The 25518-nt window shown below is 35.1% G+C and carries 24 protein-coding genes; 12 read left to right on the top strand and 12 right to left on the bottom strand.

The annotated features are described in order from the left end of the window. Nucleotides 1-26: 26 nt before the first annotated feature. The 5 genes from OM966_RS01985 to OM966_RS01965 all read right to left on the bottom strand — a co-directional run bounded on the left by OM966_RS01985 (nt 27) and on the right by OM966_RS01965 (nt 6768). The gene (locus tag OM966_RS01985) at nt 27-2264 is read right to left on the bottom strand and encodes a hypothetical protein (RefSeq protein WP_264328621.1); all 2238 of its coding nucleotides are present in this window, start codon (nt 2262-2264) and stop codon (nt 27-29) included. 119 nt (nt 2265-2383) lie between these two features. Next, the gene (locus OM966_RS01980; RefSeq protein ID WP_264328620.1) at nt 2384-3718 is read right to left on the bottom strand and encodes an alanine/glycine:cation symporter family protein; all 1335 of its coding nucleotides are present in this window, start codon (nt 3716-3718) and stop codon (nt 2384-2386) included. A gap of 218 nt (nt 3719-3936) precedes the next feature. Further along, on the bottom strand, nt 3937-4440 hold the full coding sequence (locus tag OM966_RS01975; RefSeq protein ID WP_264328619.1) for a protein-disulfide reductase DsbD domain-containing protein: 504 nt from the start codon (nt 4438-4440) through the stop codon (nt 3937-3939). Nucleotides 4441-4727: 287 nt separating this feature from the next. Continuing rightward, nucleotides 4728-6377: a chaperonin GroEL gene (groL, locus tag OM966_RS01970; RefSeq protein ID WP_264328618.1), complete on the bottom strand. Its 1650-nt coding sequence runs from the start codon at nt 6375-6377 to the stop codon at nt 4728-4730. 100 nt (nt 6378-6477) lie between these two features. After that, on the bottom strand, nt 6478-6768 hold the full coding sequence (locus OM966_RS01965; protein WP_373457551.1) for a co-chaperone GroES: 291 nt from the start codon (nt 6766-6768) through the stop codon (nt 6478-6480). A 173-nt stretch (nt 6769-6941) separates the two neighbouring features. Between OM966_RS01965 and ygfZ the strand changes: the two genes are divergently transcribed. The 3 genes from ygfZ to OM966_RS01950 all read left to right on the top strand — a co-directional run bounded on the left by ygfZ (nt 6942) and on the right by OM966_RS01950 (nt 9016). Next, the gene (ygfZ, locus tag OM966_RS01960) at nt 6942-7748 is read left to right on the top strand and encodes a CAF17-like 4Fe-4S cluster assembly/insertion protein YgfZ (RefSeq protein WP_264328617.1); all 807 of its coding nucleotides are present in this window, start codon (nt 6942-6944) and stop codon (nt 7746-7748) included. A 149-nt stretch (nt 7749-7897) separates the two neighbouring features. After that, complete coding sequence (gene dut, locus OM966_RS01955; RefSeq protein ID WP_264328616.1) at nt 7898-8359, top strand: dUTP diphosphatase; 462 nt, start codon at nt 7898-7900, stop codon at nt 8357-8359. Nucleotides 8360-8437: 78 nt separating this feature from the next. Continuing rightward, the gene (locus OM966_RS01950; protein ID WP_264328615.1) at nt 8438-9016 is read left to right on the top strand and encodes a hypothetical protein; all 579 of its coding nucleotides are present in this window, start codon (nt 8438-8440) and stop codon (nt 9014-9016) included. A 191-nt stretch (nt 9017-9207) separates the two neighbouring features. Here the strand turns inward: OM966_RS01950 and nusB are convergent, their stop codons facing one another. From nusB to yidC, 3 genes are read right to left on the bottom strand one after another with little or no spacing between them, the layout of a single operon-like run. Beyond that, nucleotides 9208-9690: a transcription antitermination factor NusB gene (gene nusB, locus OM966_RS01945; RefSeq protein WP_264328614.1), complete on the bottom strand. Its 483-nt coding sequence runs from the start codon at nt 9688-9690 to the stop codon at nt 9208-9210. Then, complete coding sequence (locus OM966_RS01940) at nt 9690-10118, bottom strand: 6,7-dimethyl-8-ribityllumazine synthase (protein ID WP_264328613.1); 429 nt, start codon at nt 10116-10118, stop codon at nt 9690-9692. Before OM966_RS01940 ends, nusB begins: the two co-directional genes overlap by 1 nt. Beyond that, nucleotides 10096-11796, bottom strand: coding sequence for a membrane protein insertase YidC (gene yidC / locus OM966_RS01935; protein ID WP_264328612.1), 1701 nt, complete (start codon nt 11794-11796; stop codon nt 10096-10098). The genes OM966_RS01940 and yidC overlap by 23 nt, the downstream gene beginning before the upstream one ends. 134 nt (nt 11797-11930) lie before the next feature. Between yidC and OM966_RS01930 the strand changes: the two genes are divergently transcribed. Then, entirely contained in the window at nt 11931-12434 is a 504-nt protein-coding gene (locus tag OM966_RS01930) for a TIGR02281 family clan AA aspartic protease (protein ID WP_264328611.1), read from the top strand. Nucleotides 12435-12440: 6 nt separating this feature from the next. On the opposite strand, the gene secF is transcribed toward OM966_RS01930, so the two are convergent. The 4 genes from secF to OM966_RS01910 all read right to left on the bottom strand — a co-directional run bounded on the left by secF (nt 12441) and on the right by OM966_RS01910 (nt 16457). Next, nucleotides 12441-13316 (bottom strand): protein translocase subunit SecF, encoded by an 876-nt coding sequence (secF, locus tag OM966_RS01925; RefSeq protein WP_264328610.1) that lies wholly within the window; start codon nt 13314-13316, stop codon nt 12441-12443. A gap of 74 nt (nt 13317-13390) precedes the next feature. Beyond that, nucleotides 13391-13597 (bottom strand): hypothetical protein, encoded by a 207-nt coding sequence (locus OM966_RS01920; RefSeq protein ID WP_264328609.1) that lies wholly within the window; start codon nt 13595-13597, stop codon nt 13391-13393. Further along, nucleotides 13597-14355, bottom strand: a complete 759-nt coding sequence (locus OM966_RS01915; RefSeq protein WP_264328608.1) for a helix-turn-helix domain-containing protein — start codon at nt 14353-14355, stop codon at nt 13597-13599. The genes OM966_RS01920 and OM966_RS01915 overlap by 1 nt, the downstream gene beginning before the upstream one ends. A gap of 206 nt (nt 14356-14561) precedes the next feature. Continuing rightward, nucleotides 14562-16457 carry a heme lyase CcmF/NrfE family subunit gene (locus OM966_RS01910; RefSeq protein ID WP_458694302.1) on the bottom strand — a complete coding sequence of 632 codons (1896 nt, stop codon included), beginning with the start codon at nt 16455-16457 and terminating at the stop codon, nt 14562-14564. Here OM966_RS01910 and OM966_RS01905 point away from each other — a divergent pair. From OM966_RS01905 to OM966_RS01870, 8 genes are all read left to right on the top strand, one after another. Further along, complete coding sequence (locus tag OM966_RS01905; RefSeq protein ID WP_264328606.1) at nt 16414-16593, top strand: hypothetical protein; 180 nt, start codon at nt 16414-16416, stop codon at nt 16591-16593. The genes OM966_RS01910 and OM966_RS01905 overlap by 44 nt on opposite strands. Nucleotides 16594-16695: 102 nt before the next feature. Then, on the top strand, nt 16696-17937 hold the full coding sequence (locus tag OM966_RS01900; protein WP_264328605.1) for a hypothetical protein: 1242 nt from the start codon (nt 16696-16698) through the stop codon (nt 17935-17937). 122 nt (nt 17938-18059) lie between these two features. Beyond that, a complete protein-coding gene (locus tag OM966_RS01895; RefSeq protein WP_264329015.1) occupies nt 18060-19385 on the top strand; it encodes a dihydroorotase in 1326 nt (441 codons plus the stop codon). A gap of 208 nt (nt 19386-19593) precedes the next feature. Further along, entirely contained in the window at nt 19594-20778 is a 1185-nt protein-coding gene (locus tag OM966_RS01890) for a dicarboxylate/amino acid:cation symporter (protein WP_264328604.1), read from the top strand. Nucleotides 20779-20781: 3 nt separating this feature from the next. After that, on the top strand, nt 20782-21378 hold the full coding sequence (gene pyrE, locus OM966_RS01885) for an orotate phosphoribosyltransferase (protein ID WP_264328603.1): 597 nt from the start codon (nt 20782-20784) through the stop codon (nt 21376-21378). Between the two features lie 105 nt (nt 21379-21483). Further along, entirely contained in the window at nt 21484-23313 is a 1830-nt protein-coding gene (gene typA / locus OM966_RS01880) for a translational GTPase TypA (protein WP_264328602.1), read from the top strand. 474 nt (nt 23314-23787) lie between these two features. Further along, entirely contained in the window at nt 23788-23973 is a 186-nt protein-coding gene (locus OM966_RS01875) for a hypothetical protein (RefSeq protein WP_264328601.1), read from the top strand. A 115-nt stretch (nt 23974-24088) separates the two neighbouring features. After that, entirely contained in the window at nt 24089-25108 is a 1020-nt protein-coding gene (locus tag OM966_RS01870) for an Mrp/NBP35 family ATP-binding protein (RefSeq protein WP_264328600.1), read from the top strand. The last annotated feature ends 410 nt before the right edge of the window (nt 25109-25518 follow it).

Genomic DNA, 25518 nt, shown 5'->3' with positions numbered 1-25518 from the left:
TTTTTTGAACATTCCCTAACCTCAATTTACATTAAAATACTTTTATTAGTATCTTTTTCTTGTGACTCAGCAATACGTTTAGCCCAATCCAGTGGCCTTTTATTTCTGTTACCTAATGCAATTCTATTGCGATCATAACTATCAGTGTGTTCCGTTAAAGTATCTTTTCTTTCTTCTTCTATTACTCCAATTTTCAGTTGTGCTTCATCTTTCTCTAGTAATTTATATAGATTACTATTTTTATCTACAATTGAATTAGTGTCATTGTTTTCTTGTTCTGCCACTGTTTTTATGTCTGTTGAACTGTCTTTTAACAATCCTGCTGCTAATAAATGTTCTTTGGTTTGTTCACTAATTCCTTTTTGATCCACCGGTTTTAGTGGGAACTTCTGAGTTTCTTTATCCAACTTACTGGTAAATTCCGTAAGTAGAGTGTCATCCCTTTGTTCAACATTCATTAGGCTCGCTTTTAACTGTCCAGGATTTACTTGAGATTGTCCATGATTGGCATGAGTTGGAGATGAATAGCCCGAATCGTTTGTTTTTACATCTGTTGAACTGTCTTTTAGCAACCCATCTTCTTTATCTTGTGACAGTTTATCAGTAGGATCAACTTGCCTTAATCCTCTATTATCTTGCTGTGATCTATCTCTGATTTCTTTAAGAAGATTTTCAGGTGGAGTTTGGTCACTTTGTTCAATGTTCTCTAAGCTCCTCTTTGGCTGCTCAGGATCTACTTGAGGTTGAGCATGAATTTGAGGTGAATAGCCCGGGTCACTTTTGCTATTGGGTTTTGGAACAGAAAGTGGCTGTTTACTTTCTTCCCACTCAGCATCACTAGCACCACGGTTATCACTGTCATGTTCATGTATATTTGAATAAGGCAAGTAAGGAACTTTGTCCTTTAATGTTTCTAATATAGAAGACGTTGATTCATTTTTCCTGCCTCCTTCCATTGATGCTCCGCTACCATCAACAACACCAGTGCGCCGTAAGCTGTTTCTCTTGAAATTTCTGATGTCTTGTAATAGATCGCCTTTGCTATTTCCTTCTTGTTGCTGGGTTTTAGGTTGTTGCTGATTATTAGGTGTTTGCTCACTTCTATCTGGTTTTTGGCTTCCAGGTACAGCATGTCCAAATGTAGGATTGTCATACCGTTCATCTTTTTGCCTATTATCTTGATTGTGGCTTACAGACTTGTTGAAAGTAGAACTGTCCGAAGGATCAGAAGTTGCACCTTTTTGCTGATTATTAGGTGTTGGATTATTCTGTTTATCTCTTTGCCCACCATCTTGGCTCACAGGCTTGGCAGAGGCATTCCTCCCTTGCTCATTGACAACATTTTCTTTAGGTGGAAGTGAACTAGTTCTAAGTGGTGGCAGCGGAGGGGTCTGAGACCCAATTTCTCGATTCATATGAGTAGCTTGGTGTTTTTGAACAGGTTTTTTGACCTCTTGCTCAATATCTCTACTGTTACTTTTTATTGCGATTTCAGATGATTTGTTAAGGACTTGATTGTCTTTTCCGTCATGTTGCACCTCATTCACTTTTCCTTTTTCCCTGAATTTTATTTCATGCAAGAATAAACCACCTATTTTTACGTCTTTGTTTACTTCTAATTGCTTCTTTAATTGCTCCGTAACACTGTTAGGTTCAATAAGGTCTACACCTTCTTTATCAATATTGACTTTAATAGTACACTTTTCCCCATTCACATACCAATTTAGCGTCATTTCATATGAACCATCGGTTACAACATAATGTCTTATTTTTTTCCCTCCTTCCTCGGCAACAAAACCATGCATTCCGCTCTTTCCATCACTATGCAACGTTGAAAATCCCGAGATTCCATTCTTCTGACAAAAATCACTGTTTAAAAATTCGCTGATTTTGAACTCTTTCTTGTTATCCTCCAGTGTAATACTGGCATGATTACCGTATATTGAAACTTTTTTATCTTTAACATCATCATTAATGTTATTAGCATTAGTAATATATTTATTCAACTCTTCTTTAGCTTTATCTTCAAGCTCTTGTCTAGCTGTCTTGTCGCATTCCTGAAGAATAACTTCATAAGCTTTATTTTTGTCTTTATCTTCGTCCCAATTCCAGTCGGCGTGTTCTGTTAAAAACTTTACTGTGTTAAAATCAACTCTAACATTATAAATTAGGTCGTCTTCCTTTTTTATTTCATCAAATAAAGAAAAAAATTCTTGAACGCGCTCATTATAAATGTGTTTTTGTTGTATATTGTTAGTGTTCATATACCCCTCACTAATAACCCTCTGCCTTTAGTTCTAGCTAATACTAGCTAATATAATTATCACGAGCATTGGTTGAATTTTTATTAAGGAAGGTTGTGTTGTTACTCAGATGGCAACTTTTAGTTGGCGCCTAATTTTAAATATCTGTTGCTCATAGTGAATACTTCTGGATCTTGAGAAGTTAGCTTGAGTATAGCGAGTATGTTGATAAATAACAAAGCAGCAATCGAGATATCAGCGACATCCCATAGCAATCGGACTTTACCCATCGCACCAAGCGGAATGATCATGGTAAAAATTACAATCCAGATTTTAGTGTATTTATTATCCATAGACACATAGCGTATTGTCTGTTTTGAGCAAAAAAACCAAGTAAAAATAGTAGTAAAGGCAAAACAAAACATTATGGCCATAATTAAATAGTCAATATAGGGCCAATTCATAGCTTTTCTAAAAGCAAATATGCACATGTTAGTACTCTCTAAATCAGTGACCCAAGAATCTGTGACAAGCAGTACCATTGTTGTAATAAACACTATAAATGCAACTATAAAAGGCGATATTATTGTAATTAGACTCTGCTCAATAATAAATTTATTATTATTTTTCTTAGGAACAATTGAAGAATGTACGATTCCTTCGAGGCCAAGCCCTATATCTGTTGCAAAAATACCTCGCAAAGTTCCGACTTGAATAATAGTCAACATTTCTAAAATCAAACCTAGGGATAAACCAGAGTTAAAGCTACTAGCTGTCAAAAAATTGCTTGTTATTAATTTTAGAGAAGGAGGGATATTTTCACTAAACTTAAATAATATGATACCGCAAAGTGTGAGGTAACTTACCGTCATTATCGGTATCATAGCCGATATAAAAATTTTAATTTTTTTTAAGCTGAGAACTGCAACAACAAAAAATATTATGGCCATTATAATGCCACCAATGACTACAGGCACATCTATCATGTTAAGTGGTATTGATAGAGAATTTACCTGAACAAGGTTACCAGCTGTTATTGAAACCATCATCATAACAACCAGAAACACAATTGTAGCTTTTCTAGAATTAAATGTATCAGCCATGTAGGCTACAGGGCCACCTATAAACCGTCCGTTCTTTTCCTTTCTGGTTTTTATACTTAGATAACAAGTGACATATTTTATCACAGAAGTGATAACAATAATTATTGCCATCCATAAAATAGAGCCCGGTCCTCCGGTTTTTAGAGCAACAGCAGTTCCTGAAATGTTTCCTACTCCTAAATTTCCCCCTAAGATTGTAAACAGGGCGGCTATAGAAGAAAATTTATTTTCCCCTCTTTTAACTCCAATGAGTGAAAGGGCGTACGGCAATCTAAATATCTGTAGCCATTTTAGTTTAACCGATAGGTAAACACCAGCAACTAGCATGAGTAATATTGTTGGCAGTAATAAAACAAACTTTACTGTATCCATCTGTAAAAGTGAGATTTTTATTTAAGTATACAACAAAAATTGAAAATACCTAATTTATTGTTTATGAGAGTCACACTACAAAAGCTATAGTAAGCTAATAGCCTGCTATAGCTAAACTGACTTAGATTTACCGACAATTTGAAAAACGACAAATTCGTCATTCCGCTACTTGTTAGCGGAATCTATCCGCGGCGGTATGACGTGTTAGCTATAAAACCCTATTTTTCATACCACTCATTTATAAGTTTATTGATATCAGAATCTATAAAATCCTTTAGTGGTTGCCTGGTTTTTATCTCAACATTTTTAGGGATGCACCTATCTTTACATATCGCATAATTTATATGGAAGTTAAGGTCAATATACCCTTGATTTGAAAATACATTCATCTTAAAGGGAAATAATATCATATCCTTATATACGTTACTGATAAATATCTCTCTTCCTACTTTATCTCTATGTTCCTTTGGAGTAGGCCAGTAAATATCTATGTTTAATGTGTTACCCTTACAATCAAAAGAAGTGGGAAGACCGAAATCTCCAGGATCTTTATAATATATGTGCCAGCCTGGTTCTACTGTAACCTTTATTGCACCTTTAAGAGTGAGGTTTGCTTCATTTATCTCGCCAATAAGTAAATCAAATTTTGCAATTTCCTCGTCATCATATAGTTGGGTGCAAGAAAAAAATAAAAACAATATTAAATATATATGTATTTTCATTAAGGCAAATTTCTCCTTTTATAGAGAAAGTGATTTAGATTTTAAGTGTTATATTTAATAGCATTATATGGATTATTTATTAATTTAGCATTATGCTAGTATAAATACACCAGGGGTTATAGTTTTCTTATGCTGCCTTTTTGTTATTAGACAACCACAATATAAGGGGGTGAAACGGATGCAAACAGTAGTGCCTTTCTGCAACAAACGTATTACCTTTAACGAATAGTAAAATGTGAGATTTTTTGGAACTACCGTGGAGCAGTTGCTCCACGGCTTCACTCTACTCAGAATCCACCCATGCCACCCATTTCTCCTGCGCCCATAGGAGATGAAGCATTTTCTTTGCTTGGTACATCAACTATCATAGATTCAGTAGTAATCAGCACACTCGCAACAGATATCGCTGTTTCAAAAGCAATACGCACCACTTTTGCTGGATCAATCACACCAGCTGTAAATGCATTAGCGTAATTCATAGCCTCAACGTTGTATATAAGCTCTTTATCATTCTGCTTAATCAAATAGTCAATGATAACAGCAGATTCAAGACCAGCATTTTTAACTAACCTTCTAATTGGAGCACTGAGAACTTTCTTGATAATGTTTATGCCTATTTGCTCTTCGTCACTTGCACCTTTTAATTTGTCGAGAACAGATGAAGCATAAAGAAGTGCAACTCCACCACCTGGAACTATGCCTTCTTCAACTGCAGCTCTTGTTGCATGCAGCGCATCTTCAACTCTATCTCTACGTTCTTTAACTTCCACTTCAGTTGCTCCACCAACTTTTAGCACAGCAACACCACCTGATAATTTCGCTAAACGTTCTCTTAGCTTTTCTTTATCATAATCAGAAGTTGAAGTTTCAATTTGAGATTTGATCTGCTCGATTCTAGCTTTCACACTGTCAGAATCGCTATTTTCGCTGACAACTGTGGTATTATCTTTGGTAATTTTAACATTTTTAGCAGTACCAAGATCATCAAGTGTCAGATCTTCCATCTTGATTCCAAGTTCATCTTTTATGACGTACTTAGCACCAGTCAAAGTTGCTATATCTTCGAGCATTTCCTTTCTTCTGTCACCAAAACCTGGAGCTTTTACTGCAGCAACTTTTAAACCACCACGTAATTTATTGATAACTAAAGTGCTTAATGCTTCACCTTCGATATCCTCTGCAATAATAACCAAAGGTTTACCAGATTTAACAACAGCTTCAAGAATAGGAAGTAAAGGTTGAATAATATTTAATTTTTTCTCTGTAATTAATAGATAAGGATGATCAAGCTCCACGATCATTTTTTCATTATTTGTAATAAAATACGGAGAGAGATAACCGCGATCAAATTGCATGCCAGTAGTCAGCTCAACTTCTAACTCTTTTGAACCTTTACTTTCTTCAACAGTGATTACACCCTCTTTTCCAACTTTTTTCACGGAATCAGCGATACTGTTACCTATATCCTTATCACCATTTGCAGAGATTATCGCAACTTGCGCTACTTCATCCATTTTCTCTAGAGAAATTGTACGAGACATTGATGCAATTTCCTTTAATATTACATCTTTTGCCTTCTGTATTCCGTTTTTAATACCAACACGATCGTTTCCAGCAGCAATTGATTTTGAAGCTTCCATGATCATGCTGCTAGTTAATATTGAGCACGTTGTTGTACCATCACCAACTTTGTCGTTACATTGAGAACAACTTTGGGCAAAGATGCTTGCTATTGCAGCATTTAGTGGTTTTTCAGGCTTGATACCCTTCATCACCTTATAACCATCTTTTGTAATTTCTGGTGCTCCATAGGGCTTATTAATCCCTACTGTTTTTCCTCTAGGTCCCGCAGTTATTGCTACCGTTGAATCCACTATTGCTGCGACTTCACGAAAGGCTTCTTGTAACTGCTCACCTGATACTACTACATTAGTCATTTTTATCACCTCTTGTTAATAAAAAATTTAGAAAACTATAATAAAACCATTTACAATGCGCCATGTTGCGCTTTGTTTCAGTTTAGTAAAATAAAGACTGCTATTTAATGACAGCAAGTATATCGGACTCTTTCATCACGATAAGCTTTTCATCATTATGTTCTATTTCTGTACCAGCCCATTGACGATAGAACACTTTATCACCAGCCTTTACAGTTAAAGCTATGCGTTCGCCATTTGAGTTGCGTGAACCTTCACCAGTTGCTACAATTTCACCTTTAGTAGGTTTCTTTTCAGCACTTGATGGAAGCATAATTCCACCCTGCTTTTCCTCGCTAATAGGCTTGATCAGCACGCTATCATCCAATACATTTAAACTTATACTTGACATTTGCTTTTCCTTTCAACAAATTAACCTATAACTTTATATATATACTCGTAAGTTAGATTTCAAGGGCTGGAGCTTGTAAAATATGCACACCATATAAAATATGCACGCCAAAAGCAGTTTCTAAAAGAGCCTAATGTTATATAATAAAATTTAGGTTTATTTATAGAGATTTCATGAGTTATATACCATTCTTAAGTCGTGGTGTGATAGTGCTATATGGGCCTGACACTAGAGATTTTCTGCAGGGCATTATAACCAATGATATTAATAAGCTAGATAGCCAAAAAGCTATTTACTCTTTATTGCTTAGCCCTCAGGGAAAATACCTATATGATTTTTTTCTTATTGAATATGGTAGATATATTTTCTTAGAGTGCGAAAATGTGCACTTACAGCAAATAATCGAGAAACTAGATTTACTTAAAACTTATTTGAGAGTGAAAATTAAAGACATTAGTGCACTATATAAGGTTGGAGTTTTGTTTGATACTAAGTTGGCAGAGTGTAGTAGTAAGTCACAAGTTATTTTTCAAGATCCAAGGCACAAGCTGCTAGGAATGAGGATCATACATAAAGATGAAATAAAAGAACCGGTTGGAGATTTTATTCAGTATGAAAAAGTTAGAATTAAAAACCTTGTTCCAGATGGAGCAAAAGATATGGTACAAAATTCATCGTTCCCATTGCAATATTTAGTCGATAAGGCAAACGGTATAAGCTTTAATAAGGGGTGTTACGTAGGTCAGGAAGTCGTAAATCGAATGAGCAGACAAGAAATATTCAGAAGAAAACTTTATCTTGTTGAGGGGGATAACGCACTTCCAGATATTGGCACTAAAGTGACAAATGAAAATAATGAGGAAATAGGGGAACTGCGCTCTAGTGTAGACAACATTGGACTTGCATTGCTTAATACTCAAAAAAGTCATGCAAATTTATATGTCGATGGGGTTAAGTGCGTTAAGACGTTGTATAATTAAAGTCTTAAGGTAGCACATATAGAAACGAAAAACTTATTTTATGGCCTGGCGTCACGCACTAGAATGACATCATTTACGATGTAACATTTATTACTTTTGCAGATACAATTTACATGCTATAATTGAATCTTCATAGTTGGTAAATTGGAGTGCAAAGAAGTAAAATTAAAGTAGAAATAAAAAGATTATCACACGGAGAAGACTTGTCTCTTCCATGTTATGCAACTACGCAGAGTGCTGGTATGGATCTTTATGCTGCATTGAATGACTCTGCTGTTTTAAATCCACTTGAGAGATTACTTGTTCCAACTGGAATTGTGATTGCAATACCAAACGGTTTTGAGGGGCAAATCCGCTCACGTTCTGGTCTTGCTGCAAAACATGGAATCACTGTCTTAAATTCTCCGGGCACTATAGACTCTGATTATCGAGGTGAGGTGAAGATTTGCCTAATTAATCTAAGTAATCAGTCGTATGAGATAAAAAGAGGAGATAGAATTGCACAAATCCTTATTTCTCCTGTGTCTCAGGTAATTTTGGATGACAGAGAAGAATTCTGCACAGAAGAAACCTGTCGCAATGCAGGGGGCTTTGGCTCAAGTGGTAGGTAATTTGCGAAAAAGCTTGACTATGCCAGTTCTTTTATATACAATTTAAGCATATTAATATTTTATTAAATGAGTTCGTTTATGCTAACTTTCAAAAATCATCGAGGTCAGTTCCACAAAACAAACACTGCACTTGTTGCACTTACTTCTTTGTATGTCATAGGCGCAGCAGTAGCACTTTCAGCACCATATTGGGTGTCTTCAACTTCCATGCTAGCTCCACTTGCAGCTTTTGCAGCTACACCACTTGGAATGAGTGTTTTAGCATTTGTTGCTGTTGCACTGATTTGTTTAGCAGTATATGCCATCAGCAAAAGTAACGAAATATCTGAGTTGAAAGCTTGGAAGATTGTTAGTGTCAGTGATACACAATCAGTGTTACAAATAACAAAAGGAGAGCTTAAGTATATCGAAGAAAATAATAAAAATAAGGATAAAGACGGTAATCTTATAGACGATGAATATCGTATAGATTTTGTTAACCAAAAGGGCAAAGAAGGCTATGTTATTGTGCAAGAAGCAATCAGTGATATGGTACCTGATATTACGCTTTTACTTATAAAGTCACGAGCAATGAAAAACGATGAGGGTGGTGAATACGTTCCAATAGGTAACAGTAAGCTAGTGAACGAGTTAGGCTTACGTACTAAAAGAAAATGATGCTAAAGTGTTCAACTTCTATTTACAAGAAGCTGTTGTTGAACAAGTTGCTTCTCAACAACAAGGAAAATAGACAGTATGGCCAAGTGAAATAAAAGAGGCAGGCTAAGTCTGCCTCTTTATTTTTTAGTGTCAGTTACTTAAATTTATTATGGAAATTTCCTTAACTTTTATATAGTTGTGAGAAGCTGCTAAGGATTTTTATTTAATTTAACTGCATCTTTTGCCTTATCCAATAACCCATTAATAAAACCAATTTCGCTTGGTTTATCAAGTAAATCAGATGCAATGTTAGTATATTCATTAATGACAACTGGAACTGGCGTATCACAATTAGCTAACTCACATATTGCAACACGCAAAATAGATAAGCTTATAAGATTTAACCGTGAAAGGGACCAGCTTGGGTGTAAGTAAGACTCTATTATTTTATCATATTCTTCACTGTTTTTTATAACCTTATATAACAAGTTTTCTAAGAACTGATGTTCAAATTCTTTACATTCAAATATATCTTTCAACTTACTTATGTAGTCCTTAAGTTCACAATTTTCCAATTTAAAAGTGCTTTTGTTGTAACCTACAAAAATATTTGAATAAGCAACTTGTACAGCAAGAAATCTTGCCGTACTTCTTTTTATGCGCCACTTTTTATCTACTGGTTTTTCCTCCATTATTTTAATTTATTGTGTAAATCTATCATATGCAAAACAGTTGAGGCTGCATGGCCACCAACGTTCTTTTTGTTTTTGTCAGCTCTAACTAGTGCTTTATCTTTGCTGTCAGCGGTAATTATGCCCATACCAAGGGGCATAACATAATGCATAATAACTTCATTTAAGCCTTCGATTACTCCTTTACAAACATATTGATAGTGATCGGTTTCACCGCGAATCACGCACCCAAGAGCTAAATAACCGTCATAATTAGCATTCTTGCTTTTGACCGCAAAAAGAATTATAGCTGGTATCTCAAATGCACCAGGAACTTCAATTATGTCATAGCTTGCATGACTTTCTTTTAATCTATCGACTGCACCTTCAAGCAAAAGGTTCGCTATTTCAGTGTGGTAAATTGAATTAACTATTAGTATTTTCGACATTTACTCCTACTTTTCTCGTTAAAAATAATTTTATTAATGATTGTTGGACTAAGGTGATTATATTACTAAATATCCAATATATTACTAGACCAGCGGGAAGGGAAGAAACAATAAAGACAGAAATATAAGGTAAAAATTTCATAACATTCATTTGAACGTCATCTTTTTTGGCATGATCGTTCCCGCTCAATTTTTGTTGAATTAACATAGTAATTCCATAAATTATAGGTAAAATACCTATAGAAACAGGAAAATTGTAATTAAATAGCCCAAATAATGTGAAAATGTTTGTTGGATCAGGAGCTGAAAGGTCCTTAATCCATAAATAAAAAGGTGCATGTCTCATTTCTATAGTAACAAACAATACTTTATATAGAGCAACAAACACTGGGATTTGTATTAGCATGGGAAAAATGCTCGATATTGGGTTTATATTGTTTTTTTTGAATAATGCAATCGTCTCTTTATGCTGTTTCAGACTATCATTTTTATACAGCTCTTTTATACGAGTTAATTCAGGCTGCAGGCTTTTCATTTTAAACATCGAAACATATGATTTATTCGCTAAAGGAAGCATCAAAAGCTTGGTCACCAAAGTGAGCAGTAATATTGCTAAGCCAAAATTTCTTAAAACGAAGTTAAAATATTCAAGTAATAAAAACACCGGCTTGGTTATAAAATAAAGAACACCAAAATCTACAGCTTTATCAAACAAAGGTATATTGAGAGTATCCTTATAAGAATCCAGTAAATTCAACTTTTTTGCTCCAGCAAAAAAATAATTCACATTAGAAACACTTGCGCCAGGAAGTATGCTCTTATAAGGCTTGACAAAATCTACTTGAAATTTATCAATATCATTAGCATTAGTATGCTTAATGCTTACATTTATTTTATCAGATTTTTCAGGTATGATGGCTGTGAGCCAGTATTTATCAGCAAAACCAAACCAATTTTTTTCACTTGAGCTTGCTTTTATTAAATGTTTCTTAGAGATATCCTTATATGTCCACTCCTCCAGTTTATTATCAAATGCACCCAGTACTCCTTCATGGGATATCCAATAAGATTCGTTGATATTGTCACGTTTACGGTTAATTCTACCATAAGGAACCAAAACTACATTATCTTTTGTATTGTTTTCAATAATTTGCTCAACTTTAAACATGTAGTTATCGTCAAGGCTAATTTTCATTCTAAATAAAATGCCATTTTCATTATCCCAAAATAAATTGACCTCTTTTTGATTGAGTTTATCTGCTTGCCAGACTGTTTTAGAATCTGGAACTTTAATCTTTTCATTCGGATCGAGCCACCCAAATTCTGCGAAATATACATCTTTTGATTCTGCAGGTGACAGTAACACCACTTGTGGAGAAGAAGAACTCGGTTCTAAGTAGTAGTTAGTTAAGATTAAGTCATCAAACCTTGCACCTTTCAAAGAAATTGATCCTTTAATCATGTTATTGGTTAAACTAACCCTCTGTTCTCGAGTGGAATTAATAATTTCAGAACGATTTTGGTGTATTATAGGAGCAAGGTCGTTAAAAGATTCGATATGTTCAATCAATGGCTGGTTTTGGTTTGCACTAAAAAAATTATCATAAATAATGTGCCAAGATACCATGATCAACATGGAAAGGATAGCTGCTAAAATTAAACTTTTTGCTTCTGACATGAAATTAAATCAAACATATCTTCTTAAAGTGTATATTAAATATTGTACTAAAACAATAAAATTTGCTTATTTTTAATAATAACTTTTAACGCTAATCTTTAAAATTTATTTTAATAGCTTCAAATTTTAACAATATGAACGCGGTGAAAAGTCTAGTTATTTGGTTACTAATAATAGCTGCCACTTCAATGCTTATTGATTTACAAAGGGACAAACTAAGCGACAGATTTCTCAGTACTTTTTTACCATATAAAGGGAGAATTCAGAATAGTGGAAGTATCGAATTTACGAAATCATACGATGGACACTTTTATATTCAGGCTCAGGTCAATGATCGCAATATAACGTTTTTGCTTGATACCGGAGCAACCGATATTGTTCTATCACAAAAAGACGCATTACATGTTGGTATTAACTTACAAAACGTTCAGGATTTTAAAATATATGAAACTGCGAAAGGTCAAATAAAAGCTGGTGTTGTTCACATCCCTCAGGTTAAAATAGGGAATTTTTTAGTTAATGATGTACAGGCGAGCGTTAACACTCATTCTATGTCTCATTCACTACTTGGAATGAGCTTTTTAAGGTATTTTCATTTCACTATAAGAGATAATAAGTTGATATTATACCGCGACTAAACACTTCTACAATCTACTTATCAAAGCTCTGTAGGTTAATATAGGAGCAGAAATAAATATTGCAGAACAAGTGCCAATCAAAATACCAAAAAAAATGATCAAGCTGAAGTCTCTCACTGCATCTGTGCAGATTAATGTCAAAGGAAGAGCAGCAAGAAGGGTTGTACCCGAGGTTAATATAGTGCGAAATAATGTAGCGTTGATACTTGCATCTACTATCTCACTCATCCGCCCACTTTTACCACTCTTGCAATACTCTCGAATCCGATCGTATATAATTACTGAGTTATTGATTGAATAACCAATGACAGTGAGGAGAGCTGCAACTGATGAAATATTAAACTCAATGCCAGTTAGGCTAATAAAACCAACAGTTAAAATCACGTCATGAATCAGTGCTGTTATTCCACTGAATCCACATTGCCAATTAAATCTAAACCAAACGTAAAAAAATATTCCAACAATTGTGATCAACATGGATAACATTCCTTCAAATATTTGTGTTGAGCTTATTTGTGGGCCAACATAGTCTATTTTACGATAGCTTATTGAGCTACCTAGCTTTTCTTCTAGTATGCTTTTTATCTTTTTGATTTTATCTTCATCTCCTTCATCTTTAAAACGCATGACTAAATTATCACCCGCTTTTGAACTCTGCACTGTAAAACCATTTTCTTTTAATGCATCGAGAATAGAGTGATTCTCATCTGAAGATTGTATCTCTATCAAAATTCCGCCTGCAAAGTCTATGCCTAAGTTCACTCCACGTAACACAACAATGAGCATTGAAAAGATGATAAAAATAATGCTAACGAGTGCAGTCAAATCCCTATATTTACTAAACTTGATATTGGGGTTATCTGGAATGAGTCTAAGTGCCATGCTATTTACTTAAAGTAATCACTTGAATTTTATATACTTTTTAAAAAATTCACTAGTTTATTCTGTGATTGGAGTCATACAATTTCATCAGTTGATAAGCCAGTTATTTGGAGAATAACATCAATAGAGACGTCTAACCTAAGTAGATTCCATGCAACTTCAACCTTAACTCTTTTTATAACCTCTTTTTTGCCAGCCCACATGCCTCCACATAAAACACAGGATAACAAATCCAATACATCCAATAATTCTTGATTATTAATCTCGTTACATTCTCCCATCAACTTAATATCCCTGCTTCACTATTCTTGTTTTTACCTCTTTTTGGTCTAGGCTGTAGAGCTATAGCATCAACTGTTAATTCCTCCGCTAAAGCACATAACATTTTGTGTGGAACATTGTCCCCTTTTTCATATCTTTGTATTTGCTGTTGTGATATCCCGACTTTACTTGCTAAATCTGCCTGAGTATATTTTCGCTTTACCCTCCAGCGTTTTATCCTTTGTCCTGTTGTACAATCTACAGAATCAGTACGAATTTCTCCTTCTGTATTATTATATTCATCGGTAGATAAGCCTGTTGCTTGAGAGATAATATCAACAGAAACTTCTGCTTTAGCTAGACTCTTTGCCAATTCTACTTTGGTTGCTTTTACAGTACTCTTTTCGTTAACCTTGATAGACCTGGCTAGTAAATAAAATGCCTCGTCTAATCCATGATTTTCAATTTCTTCATGTACTCCGACAAGATTTTTCAACACTTTCATCCTATCTTTATCCCAACAACTATGTTCACTTTTAGGGAGTAGAGCTCCGATATTAACTGATAACGCTTTTGCTATGGCATAGAGTTCGTGTGGATAAATGTCATCTACCCCTTGTTCTTGTCTCAGTATTTGCTGTTTTGGTACTCCAATTTTATTTGCCAAATTCTCCTGAGTATATTTTAGCTTTAACCTCCAGTATTTTATCTTTTGCCCTATTTTGTAATTTATAGAGTCAGTGTGCTTTTTGTCATTGCTATCGTTGGAGTCGCTCATATTACTTTCTTTATATAAACAAACATATGCTTTACCATAAGGTTTTATGATAGTATATTATTTTTTATAACTTTTTTTTCATATATTCATAAGATAGCTATCTATAGTAATAACTATATGAAATTTTTGTTGCGAGCTTTTATAAGATGCCTCTCTTTCTTAATGAGATTTAATATAATCCTTCCTAAATACCGTATAACCCACAGCTAAACAACCCTTGTTCGTCCACTAGAAGGCAAAGCAGCAAGGAGCGAACCAAAAGCGATGAGAAAGGATCCAAGCCAGATTATAGACATTCCAGGTTTATAGTGCACTTTAGCTGCGATTTTGCTCTTACTCTTATCAATCTCTCCAATTACAACATAAATATCAGAAAGCAAATTGTGGTAGATACTGCTTTCAACATTTTTCTGACCTTCCGCAAGGTAAAATCTATATTCAGGAGTTACTTCACCCAATATCTTGTTATTCAGCAAATTCCTGATATCCATTGTACCTCTCACTGCATGGAAATTTTTTTCTTTTATTAGCTCAATATTTTGCAAAGTAACTTTAAATTTATTGACTGTTATGCTATCCCCTATTTTTAAGTAATTTTCTTTTTTCTCCTGCCAACCAACTGAATAAGCTATACCAAGCACTAAAATTGCCACTCCAGCATGAGCTGCCATCATTGCATAGTAGGATTTAGAAACTTTTCTTGCTAATAAAATTGATTCACCAAATGCTACCTTAAATAAACAAATTCTTTTACTATATGCTTCTAAAACAAAGATTAATAATGCTATGGAGCTAGTAATTGATAGCACAATTATTAGCTCCATGTGAAAGATAAACGGCAAAATAGCTGCAGCACTACAGAATGAAAATCTGTATTCACGAAATATTGGCAATAGACTATTTCCCTGCCAACGGCAGTATTGCCCGATCATGGTGAGCACTAGAATAGCCAGTGCAATAGGATTAAATAAAGAATTGTAATATGGTGCTCCAACTGAAATTAATTCACCGGTTAAATACTCAAGCACTGTAGGGTATAAAGTGCCAACGAACACAATGAAAAAGGCAGTAATAAATAATAAATTGTTCATCAGCATCATCGTAAGGCGTGAAAAGAATCTTCTACCCTCTGTCACTTGAGTAGCAGATTTCTTTCTGGATTCCAATGTTGAGCACTGGAAAGATGTGCGATTTTTTCTCGTAAACACTACAAATATTACTAAGCTACTGACTGTAATTACACCAAGTAGAGCTAATATATATAGTCCATACCTTGAGTCATCTGCAAACGTGTGCACTGAGGTGAGTATTCCTGAGCGGACTAGAAATGTTCCAGTTACACTCAATATAAAAGTTGTAAGCGTAAGTAAAATAGCGAAATTCCTTAAAGTATTGAAATTTCGTACAACGAGCAACAAATGTGTCAGCGCCACTGCAATTAGCCACGGCATCAAAGAAACGTTTTCCACTGGATCCCAAAACCAAAATCCACCCCACCCAAGTTCGCGATATGCCCACCAGCTACCCAAGCTGATGCCCAAAGTGAGCAGCGACCAAGAAATAAGTACCCAAGGCCTGACAATTTTAGCCCAAACATTTCCTTCAGTATTTGCAATTAATCCAGCTATAGAGAGCGAAAAAGGAACGCTAAATCCAAGGTACCCCAAATATAATATCGGTGGATGAATAGCAAGGCCTATATCTTGCAATATCGGATTAAAACCCAATCCATCTTTTTCAACGCTTGGCATTTTAGTGAAGGGGCTGAATTCAAGTAAAGTGAACAGTAAAAAACAAAAGCAAATCAAGCCTTGGGTGATCAAGGATACTTTCTTCAATTTACTGTCGTTATCAGCAAAAATATCCATCAGAAATAGGTAAAAGGTAAGCACTAATGTCCAAAGCAACATAGACCCTTCTTTATTTCCCCAAACTCCACAAATCTTATAGATCAAAGGTTTTGTTGTGTGTGAGTGGTAATATACGTTTTCGAGTGAGAAATCATTTGTAATGTGGCAGTAGATCAAAATAGCCATTGATGTTGATACACAAAAAAATATGGCAGTGGTAATAAACCGACAAGAACTAAGCGGTAAAAACAAATATGTCAAAGACAATAAGCAGGCTACCAATAGCAATATATTCCCAAGTTCAGGCATAAAAAATTATAGTTTTTATATAAACAATATTACTGATGACAAGTTAGAAGTTAAAGTGTTAATTGACGCTTGCTATTGATGCTAGCATAATGCCCCCGTAGTTAGCTGTGCTAGTATTAATTAAAAATTAAATATTAAATCTTTATACTTTTATAGATAGCGTTAATATTGAGGTAACATTGTGGGTACAACTAAGATTAGTAAATTTCCATTCAATATAAAAGGTAAAGTGGCAAAACAACATGCCGAACCAATAGTTGAAAAAAATCTCTATACTATTTTAGGATTCAAAAGTAGAGAAGATTTTGAAAATAAGACAAGTAAGCTTATTAATAAAAAAGTTTGGCAATCATTTGTTGACTGCTTTGCAAAAGAAATAGATTATGCAGCAACTGAAAAAGTTGTAAAAAACATCGTTTGTAACATTGCAAAGAGTGATCAAGGTAATGCTTTTACCAAAACTGAACATCTGATATTAAATGAAAAGCAAGATAATAAAAAGAGAGAAAAAGCGATTAGAAAAACTGTTGGTATTTTGAGAAAAATCAATCCAGAAAAAGCCTTCAATGAACTTTCAGTAATAAAAAAACAAGCTGAAGATTTTTTACAAACCGATTTTTATAAAGCTCAGAGTAAACCACTTCAAGGATTTGCTCCATCTGGTGGACAGCTCTTTGCGGAAGTTCTGAAATATATAGAAACACTAGAAAAATTAGCTGAAGTTAAAAAGGAAGAGCTAGTTAAAGATTTCTTGTTAAATCATGTTAGTTCATTGAATAAAAAGTATCCTAAATCACAAGGCAAAAGGGAAGATGCTATAACAATACTATCAAGTGATGAGTTGAAGAATTTTTACAATAAAGGTGTAGAAGAAGGAATATTACAACCAATGGTATCTTACAAAGAATGCAGAAACCTGTATGACAAAATGAACCAAATGAAAAATGAATCCAAAAGTATAATTAAAAGAGAAGGACGGGAAGAAAATTTGAAGAAAATAGATAAGTCGATAGTCAGTGCAATTAATGACATAAAAAAACATAGAGAAGCAATCCTTAACTGTAAAGACTTTCAAAGTTCTTACATAAAAGAGAAAAAAGAACATCCATTTAGAGGCAACGCATGTCAAAAAATGATTGATATATATCAAGAGAGAATTGCTGGATATCAGGAGAAAATTTGTCAAAACTTAAGCCAAATAAAAGCGATATTAAAAAGTGCGCCGCAAGAAATGGATGATGTGGAAGAATTAGAGGAAATAATCGATGGTATGCATGAAGCAAAGCAGTGTGATGAAAATTTTGATTCAGCTTTGATTTGTTTATTTAACATACAGAATAAGTTAGATGTTCAGCTAGAAAGTCCTCCAACAGAGCTAAGAGTTTCACACATTAACGTTAAAACTAAGCTAACTAGGTTATAAGAGCCAAATTTTTGAGACAATAAAAGCACTTTAATTCAAGACAGCTCTTAGTCTGTGTTTTAATTTGTTTGTGTTTTATTAAAAAAACTTTAGATTTATTGCATAATCGATACTCAAATATAATGACTCAAACTTGGAATTTGTTGCAAACAGGGCAAAAGGAAGGCTATAAAATTGCGTATACTAATGCTCGTATTATCGACCCGGAAACTAAACTTGATATAAAAGGTTCATTATTGACTGAAGGGGATAAAATTGTTGACTTTGGTGAATCATTATTTTCAACAAGTGGGGTCGATGAAACAATAGACTGTAAAGGGCTTGTTCTAATGCCAGGCCTTATTGACATTCACGTACATTTTCGTGAACCAGGCCAAGAACATAAAGAAACTATATATACAGGCAGCAAATCTGCAGCTGCGGGAGGCGTTACAACTGTAGTTTGTCAGCCGAACACTGTTCCAGCAATTGATAGCGTTGTTTTGGCTAAATATTTGAAATATAGAGCACTTGAAACTTCACATGTAAACGTTGAATTTTACGCTAAAATCACCACTTCGGAAGAAAAGTTGACTGAAATGGCACTTTTAAAGGAAGCAGGTGCGGTTGGGTTCACTGATGATGGCATGCCAGTTATGAACCCAATGATTATGAGACAGGCGCTGCTTTATTCAAGTATGCTGGGTGTTCCTATTGCTCAACATGCAGAAGATTTAAATTTATCAGCAGGTGGTGCAATCAACGAAGGTAAAATTTCTGAAGAATTGGGAGTAAAGGGAATCTTGAGTGCGTCAGAATCGGTTATGGTAAATCGTGATATACTGCTCATAAAAGATATAGAAAATGTGCACTACCATATTCTACATGTCTCTTCAAAAGATTCACTTGATGCTATTAAACGTGCGAAAGATTTGGGATTAAATGTTACATGTGAAGTAACCCCTCATCACTTCACTTTGACTGAAAATATAGTAAAACAACATGGAGCAATTGCAAAAATGAACCCGCCGCTTCGCACTGAAGAAGATCGTTTAGCTATGGTTGAAGGTTTAAAGACAGGTGTGATTGATTGCATTGCAACCGATCACGCTCCGCATGATCGTAATTCTAAAGATCTTCCACTTGAAAATGCTGCATTTGGTATTGTTGGCCTTGAAACAATGCTGCCCCTTTCACTTGAACTTTACCACAGTGGGCAAATGGGTCTACTTGATGTGCTTGCAAAATTGACATATAAGCCTGCAGATATAATACACGTATCACGTGGTCGTATACAAAAAAACCTTGCTGCAGACTTAATTTTAGTTGACCTCAATCATGAATGGGAAATTAAAACTGACAACTTTGCTAGTAAATCAAAGAATTCCCCTTTTGATGGGCGCAAAGTAAAAGGGCACGTGGTACGTACTGTTGTGTCTGGCAAAACTATATACTCACAGAAAAGTTAGTTATCATACCTTATCTATTCCAATTTGTTATCACCAGAATGGGCTAAGTGCACCTGAATTTAAAGTACATCGCATGACATATTTTTAACACTTAATTAATAATGAAATGTTACTTATCTTTCCCTAATCTATAAAGTTATTTTGTCTATCAATCTGATTCCAAAACAGCAAAATTGTTGTATAATGTTACTTTGAAGTTTTATTTTCAATGCACAAGTTTGCAATACTCTTTTCTATACTGTTTGCAATAGTTGCTTACTATTTAAACAGTGAGATTATATTTGAAATAGCAAAGCTGTTTAGTGACATATTTGTTAGTTTGTTGAAATTAATAAGTTTACCTTTAGTTTTTCTATCAATAGTTTCCACAATTTCAGGACTTAAAGACTCAATCGAAATTAAAACCTTAGTTAAGAAAACACTATTTTATACGCTGCTTACAACTATTATAGCTGCGTTTGTTGCATTATTGTTTTACCTGCTAATAGACCCAGTGAAAAAAAATTTCATATGTAACACGATAGGAAGTTTGGATAATAACAATTACAGTTACTTTTCATACTTAAAATCACTCATTCCTTCGAATTTTGTGCAAGTTTTTCTTGAAAATAACGTTATTGGTAGCATATTGATCGCTTTTTTGATGGGTGGAGCTATTGTTTCACTTTCAAAAGAAAAGCAGGACATATTACATCAAATATTCTCTGCACTTTTCGATACGTTACTTAAAATTGCTCAGGGGTTACTAAAGCTTGTTCCACTTGCTGTGGGGTCTTTTATTACATGTTTTTTGCACGAATTAAAAGGTGGTAGCGAGTTCTACAGTCTTTTATGGTATTTTGTTTGCATAATGTCTGCAAATTTTGTGCAGGCATTTCTGATTTTACCGCTACTTATGTGGTATAAAGGCATATCACCAATTCAAACGCTGAAAGGGGTTATGCCGGCACTCACACTTGCGTTTTTTTCTAAATCATCCAGTGCAACATTGCCAACAACTATAGACTGTGTGCAAAATAAGCTAAAGGTGCCAAAGAAATTGTCGTCCTTTATTTTACCAATATGCACAACAATTAATATGAATGCATGTGCTGCATTTATACTAATCACTGTAATGTTTGTTGCAGAGATGAATGGATGCGCATTTTCCTTAAGCGAAATGTTTATATGGATTTTTTTAGCAACTAGTGCAGCAATTGGTAACGCTGGAGTGCCGATGGGGTGCTATTTTATGGCAACCAGTTATCTCATGTCGATGAATGTTCCTCTGCATATTATGGGACTGATTTTGCCTATTTATACAATCATCGATATGTTTGAAACTGCAATAAACGTGTGGTCTGATATTTGTATCACTCAAATAATTAATAAAGAATGTAATAGTGAAACTTAAAAAATGATATTAGACGAAAACAACCTAATAATAAAAGAATTTAAAGAAGCAGAAGCAATTTTGCATGGGCATTTTGTTTTATCATCCGGACTGCATAGTGACACATACATACAGTGTGCGAAGATTTTTGAAAATCCAAGCAGAGCCATGAAAGTTTGCACATTATTAACAGATAAAATAAAAAAAGAATTAAATAGCTCCATAGATTTAATATTATCTCCTGCAATTGGCGGAATAGTTGTAGGTTATGAGATTGGCAGGCAGCTTGGAATAAAGACAATGTTTTGCGAGCGCGTTAATGGCAAGTTTGAATTACGCCGTGGATTTAAGATCAAAAAGGGTGAGAAAATATTACTTATCGAGGATGTGATAACCACAGGCAAATCTTCACTTGAAGCAGTGAAATGTGCAGAAGGGGAGGGAGGTAAAGTCATTGCTGAAGCTTCTCTAATAAAGAGGAATAGTGAAACGAAACTGCCTTTTCCTGTCATATCTTTGATTGAACTGAACATCCAAAACTGCAGCGAGGAAGAACTTCCAAGTGAATTAAAACAACTACCCATAACAAAACCTGGGAGTAGAGAATATTTAACAAAGTAATCCTATAATATCTTGGAAACACAGCACTTATACACAGCTTTAGTTATTTACTCCAAGTGTATTTTATGTATACTTATTACTAAATTAATTTTGAAATGATAGAAAATGAACGAATTTAAATCGATCCGTAATATAGCAATAATCGCACACGTTGACCACGGTAAAACTACTTTACTTGATAACATGTTAAAACAAAGTGGCACGTTCCGCGAGAATCAAGAAGTTCAAGAACGAGTGATGGATAGTGGTGACCAAGAACGTGAGCGCGGAATTACAATACTTGCAAAATGCACATCAATAATGTGGGGTGATGAAAAAATCAATATTATTGATACGCCAGGGCACGCAGACTTTGGTGGAGAAGTAGAAAGGGTATTGTGCATGGCAGATGGTGTGTTGCTGCTGGTTGATGCTGCGGAAGGTCCCATGCCACAAACTAAATTTGTGTTGTCAAAAGCACTAAAAGCAAATTTGAAGCCAATTGTGATAATCAATAAGGTCGACCGACCAGACAGCAGAATTGATGAAGTATTAAATGAAATATATGAGTTATTTTTTAACCTTGATGCAACCAACGAGCAGCTAGATTTTCCAGTGTTGTATGCTTCAGGTAGAAATGGTTGGTGTGCTAAGGAGCTTTCTGATGAAAGAAAAGATTTAAGCCCATTATTTTCAACGGTTATAGATTATATAAAACCTTCTGTTTATGATCAAAATGCCCCTTTTGCTATGTTGGTCACTCTACTTGAGTCTGATAAGTTTCTTGGCAGAATATTGATAGGAAAGGTTTATCAGGGCGTTGCAAAAGTCAATTCAGATCTTAAGGTACTTGATCTGGACGGTAAAGTAATTGAACGAGGGAGATTAACTAAGTTGCTCTCATTTTCTGGCTTGAAACGTATTCCAGTAGAACAAGCTGTGGCGGGAGACATAATTGCAATTGCAGGACTTGAGAAAGCTTCAGTTTCTGACACTATAGCAGTACCAGAGGTTACAACTGCAGTAAGCTCAACTCCAGTTGATCCGCCGACGATGGCGATTACTCTGAGTGTTAATGATTCACCTTTTGCCGGACAAGAGGGAACAAAGCTTACCTCAACCGTTATAAAGGATCGTTTATATGCAGAAGCAGAAACAAATGTTGCAATTACCGTAACTTTGGCATCAAGTGGTGAAGCGTTTGAAGTAGGTGGACGTGGTGAGCTACAGCTTGGAGTGTTAATTGAAAATATGAGGAGAGAAGGTTTTGAGCTTTCAGTATCACGCCCTCGCATACTATTTAAGGAAGAAGATGGCAAAAAACTTGAACCTATAGAGGAAGTAGTAATTGATGTAGATGATGAATATAGTGGAATCATCATGGAAAAACTCAGCTTCCGAAAAGGTGAAGTGACTGACATGAGACCTTCTGGTAATGGCAGGACAAGATTAACGTTTTTAGTGCCATCAAGAGGATTAATTGGTTATCAAGGAGAGTTTTTAACTGATTCTCGGGGCACAGGCATAATTAACCGTTTATTTCATAGTTATGCTCCACATAAAGGTCCAATTTCTGGAAGGCGCAATGGAGTTTTAATTTCTACAGATAAGGGTGAGGCTGTGGCGTATGCAATTTTCAATTTGCAAGACAGGGGAATTATGTTTATCAAGCCACAGGATAAGGTATATTGTGGCATGGTTGTCGGCCAGCATAGCCGTGACAATGATTTGGAGATAAACGTGCTAAAAGGTAAGCAATTAACAAACGTAAGAGCTTCAGGTAGTGATGAATCCATAAAACTCACTCCTCCAAAGATAATGACACTGGAGGATATGATAGCGTATATAGATGATGATGAATTGGTGGAAGTAACTCCAAAATCTATACGTTTACGCAAGAAATTCCTTGATCCAAATGAACGTAAGCGTGCAGGAAGGGCAAAAAATAAGGAGTAGAGGTTTCTTTTTGCAGGGTAACAGATTCCAGTGCGTACTGTACGAACATTTGCTTTTGTTAAGCACAACAAATGGGTCAGCGCATGACGCACAATTCTACAAACATTGTAGCCGTTATTCAAGTAGCCCGCAGAAACGAAAAAACTTGCTTTACAAACTCCGCCAGCCCCCTTATTATGATAATAAGGGTATTTATGACTCAAAACTTGTTTTTGACCTGCAGGCTCAATGACAAAATTCAGTAAAAAACTTAGGGTATTTTTTGGCGGATTACATAAAATTATAGCGGCTGCATGTCTTTTAAATTTTTTCTACATTCAGCCAAACCGCGCTTAAACTAAGCGTCAGGACATTATTACAGCGCCAATTTAAAGTATTAGAGAGTCAAAACTCGCACCACGGGTTTTCTTTTGCCTTTTTTTTATTTGGTAAATTTCTTAATGTTTGTAGCTAAAGCAATTTAAGAGACCGAAAATGGTGTCATTCCAGCGCGTGAAGCTGGAATCTAGTCTTTATTATGCAGCCACTTATTTAAAGTTAAGTTTTCTGGATCCAAGTAGTCTGGGCACTGGGATGACAGGAGAAGGAGGCTACTCGGATGACAGGAGAAGGGGCTACTTGGATGACAAGAAAGAGGCTACTTTCATGATACTGTCATAAAGTGAACCAGTGTCAAGCTACTTGGCTTGTGTTCTAGGCAAAACCTGCTATAACATTTAACATACTGTTTCCGAAACAAATGTTCCGCACTGGGATCTGCTATGTAAGAGGTCTAATGATCAACGAAGAAATTGTAAGAGAGAACTTAAAAAAAGTCATAGAGCAAAAAAGCGGTAAAGATGTGATCGCTCTTGGCATAATATCCTCAATCATTATTAAAGGCGGGGACATTGGTTTTGCGCTTGAAGTTGCCGGTAACACGCAAGCAAACGAAGAATTAAGAAGAAATTGTGAGCAAGCTGTTAAAGCTATACCGGGGGTTACAAAAGTGATCGTGGTTGCTACTGGTCAAAAACAAACTGGGCAACAAAAAGCTAAATTACATATCGAAGGAGTGAAAAATATAATCGTTGTGGCCTCTGGTAAAGGCGGTGTGGGCAAGTCCACAGTTGCGCTAAATCTTGCTCTCTCATTAGCAAAGTTGAAACATAAAGTTGCGCTGGTTGATGCAGATATATATGGTCCTTCAATTCCTAAAATGCTTAGCACTGAAAAATTAAAGCCAGAAATACAGGGTGGAAAAGCAATACCTATAGAAAGGTATGGACTGCATACTATTTCAATCGGCTATTTTGTTGACAAGGATCGTGCAGCAATATGGCGCGGACCTATGATCACAAAAGCACTTTATAATCTGCTCATGGGAACAAAATGGTCCGATATAGAGTATTTGATAGTTGATACACCACCTGGAACTGGCGATGTGCATTTAAGTCTTATGGAAAATTTTAACTTAACCGGGGCGATAATAGTTTCAACTCCACAGGAGCTCTCTTTAATCGATGCTCGCAAAATTTATGATATGCTTAAAAAGCTCAGCGTGCCGGTTATTGGAATTGTGGAAAATATGAGTTATTTCATTCAAAATGACTCAGAAATATACATATTTGGAAAAGACGGCGCAAAAAGAATGTCTGAGGAGCTGGGCATCAAACTCCTAGGCAGGATTCCTCTGGATCCACAAATATGTCATGCTTCTGATTGTGGAAATCCTTTAATGATAAGTGAAGATTTGGCAGAGATTTATGAAGGTATTGCTAAAGATGTTAGGTCTTTGTCTATAAAGCTTGTTTAAACTATTTTCAAAATAGATAAAATATAATTTTACAATTAGCGTGAATAAAATGAATCAGGTGGTAGCTCCTATTGGCCTCATTAATAACTCTGTAGCTGTAAAAATAGTCTACCACTTAAGAAACAGTAAAACGGCATGAATCTAAAACCTTATTTACGCTTAATTCTTTTAAAGTACTGCAAGCTCCTTCACAATTTGGCACCTTTTGAAAAGAGCTTGGATTATTACACAGTCTAGATCTTATTTGTGGTATATTAAGTAACTTATTTATATTATGGCTATACTTTTGTTCCCTGATTTTTTCTTTTATAAACGGATAGCCTTGAAATAAATCCTGGACTAAGTAACTCTTAGAGGATAATTCATAAGGAGTCTGACCTTTCTTGTTCTGAATAAAACAATCTGCACCA

The organism is Wolbachia endosymbiont (group A) of Andrena hattorfiana, assembly GCF_947179565.1.
In the GTDB taxonomy this organism is placed as follows: domain Bacteria; phylum Pseudomonadota; class Alphaproteobacteria; order Rickettsiales; family Anaplasmataceae; genus Wolbachia.
The sequence above is the reverse complement of the archived record's forward strand: the minus strand, read 5'-3'. Positions and strand labels throughout refer to the sequence as shown.

Excerpts from the sequence above, each read along its gene's own strand:
- OM966_RS01875 (WP_264328601.1), top strand. The coding sequence starts at position 23,788 with ATGGTGTCATTCCAGCGCGTGAAGCTGGAATCTAGTCTTTATTATGCA.
- OM966_RS01950 (WP_264328615.1), top strand. The coding sequence starts at position 8,438 with ATGCTAACTTTCAAAAATCATCGAGGTCAGTTCCACAAAACAAACACT.
- OM966_RS01920 (WP_264328609.1), bottom strand. The coding sequence starts at position 13,597 with ATGGGAGAATGTAACGAGATTAATAATCAAGAATTATTGGATGTATTG.
- OM966_RS01975 (WP_264328619.1), bottom strand. The coding sequence starts at position 4,440 with ATGAAAATACATATATATTTAATATTGTTTTTATTTTTTTCTTGCACC.
- pyrE (WP_264328603.1), top strand. The coding sequence starts at position 20,782 with ATGATATTAGACGAAAACAACCTAATAATAAAAGAATTTAAAGAAGCA.
- OM966_RS01895 (WP_264329015.1), top strand. The coding sequence starts at position 18,060 with ATGACTCAAACTTGGAATTTGTTGCAAACAGGGCAAAAGGAAGGCTAT.
- OM966_RS01905 (WP_264328606.1), top strand. The coding sequence starts at position 16,414 with ATGGCAGTGGTAATAAACCGACAAGAACTAAGCGGTAAAAACAAATAT.
- OM966_RS01870 (WP_264328600.1), top strand. The coding sequence starts at position 24,089 with ATGATCAACGAAGAAATTGTAAGAGAGAACTTAAAAAAAGTCATAGAG.
- typA (WP_264328602.1), top strand. The coding sequence starts at position 21,484 with ATGAACGAATTTAAATCGATCCGTAATATAGCAATAATCGCACACGTT.
- OM966_RS01890 (WP_264328604.1), top strand. The coding sequence starts at position 19,594 with ATGCACAAGTTTGCAATACTCTTTTCTATACTGTTTGCAATAGTTGCT.
- secF (WP_264328610.1), bottom strand. The coding sequence starts at position 13,316 with ATGGCACTTAGACTCATTCCAGATAACCCCAATATCAAGTTTAGTAAA.
- OM966_RS01940 (WP_264328613.1), bottom strand. The coding sequence starts at position 10,118 with ATGTCGAAAATACTAATAGTTAATTCAATTTACCACACTGAAATAGCG.
- groL (WP_264328618.1), bottom strand. The coding sequence starts at position 6,377 with ATGACTAATGTAGTAGTATCAGGTGAGCAGTTACAAGAAGCCTTTCGT.
- OM966_RS01965 (WP_373457551.1), bottom strand. The coding sequence starts at position 6,768 with ATGTCAAGTATAAGTTTAAATGTATTGGATGATAGCGTGCTGATCAAG.
- OM966_RS01930 (WP_264328611.1), top strand. The coding sequence starts at position 11,931 with ATGAACGCGGTGAAAAGTCTAGTTATTTGGTTACTAATAATAGCTGCC.
- nusB (WP_264328614.1), bottom strand. The coding sequence starts at position 9,690 with ATGGAGGAAAAACCAGTAGATAAAAAGTGGCGCATAAAAAGAAGTACG.
- OM966_RS01985 (WP_264328621.1), bottom strand. The coding sequence starts at position 2,264 with ATGAACACTAACAATATACAACAAAAACACATTTATAATGAGCGCGTT.
- ygfZ (WP_264328617.1), top strand. The coding sequence starts at position 6,942 with ATGAGTTATATACCATTCTTAAGTCGTGGTGTGATAGTGCTATATGGG.
- OM966_RS01980 (WP_264328620.1), bottom strand. The coding sequence starts at position 3,718 with ATGGATACAGTAAAGTTTGTTTTATTACTGCCAACAATATTACTCATG.
- OM966_RS01915 (WP_264328608.1), bottom strand. The coding sequence starts at position 14,355 with ATGAGCGACTCCAACGATAGCAATGACAAAAAGCACACTGACTCTATA.
- yidC (WP_264328612.1), bottom strand. The coding sequence starts at position 11,796 with ATGTCAGAAGCAAAAAGTTTAATTTTAGCAGCTATCCTTTCCATGTTG.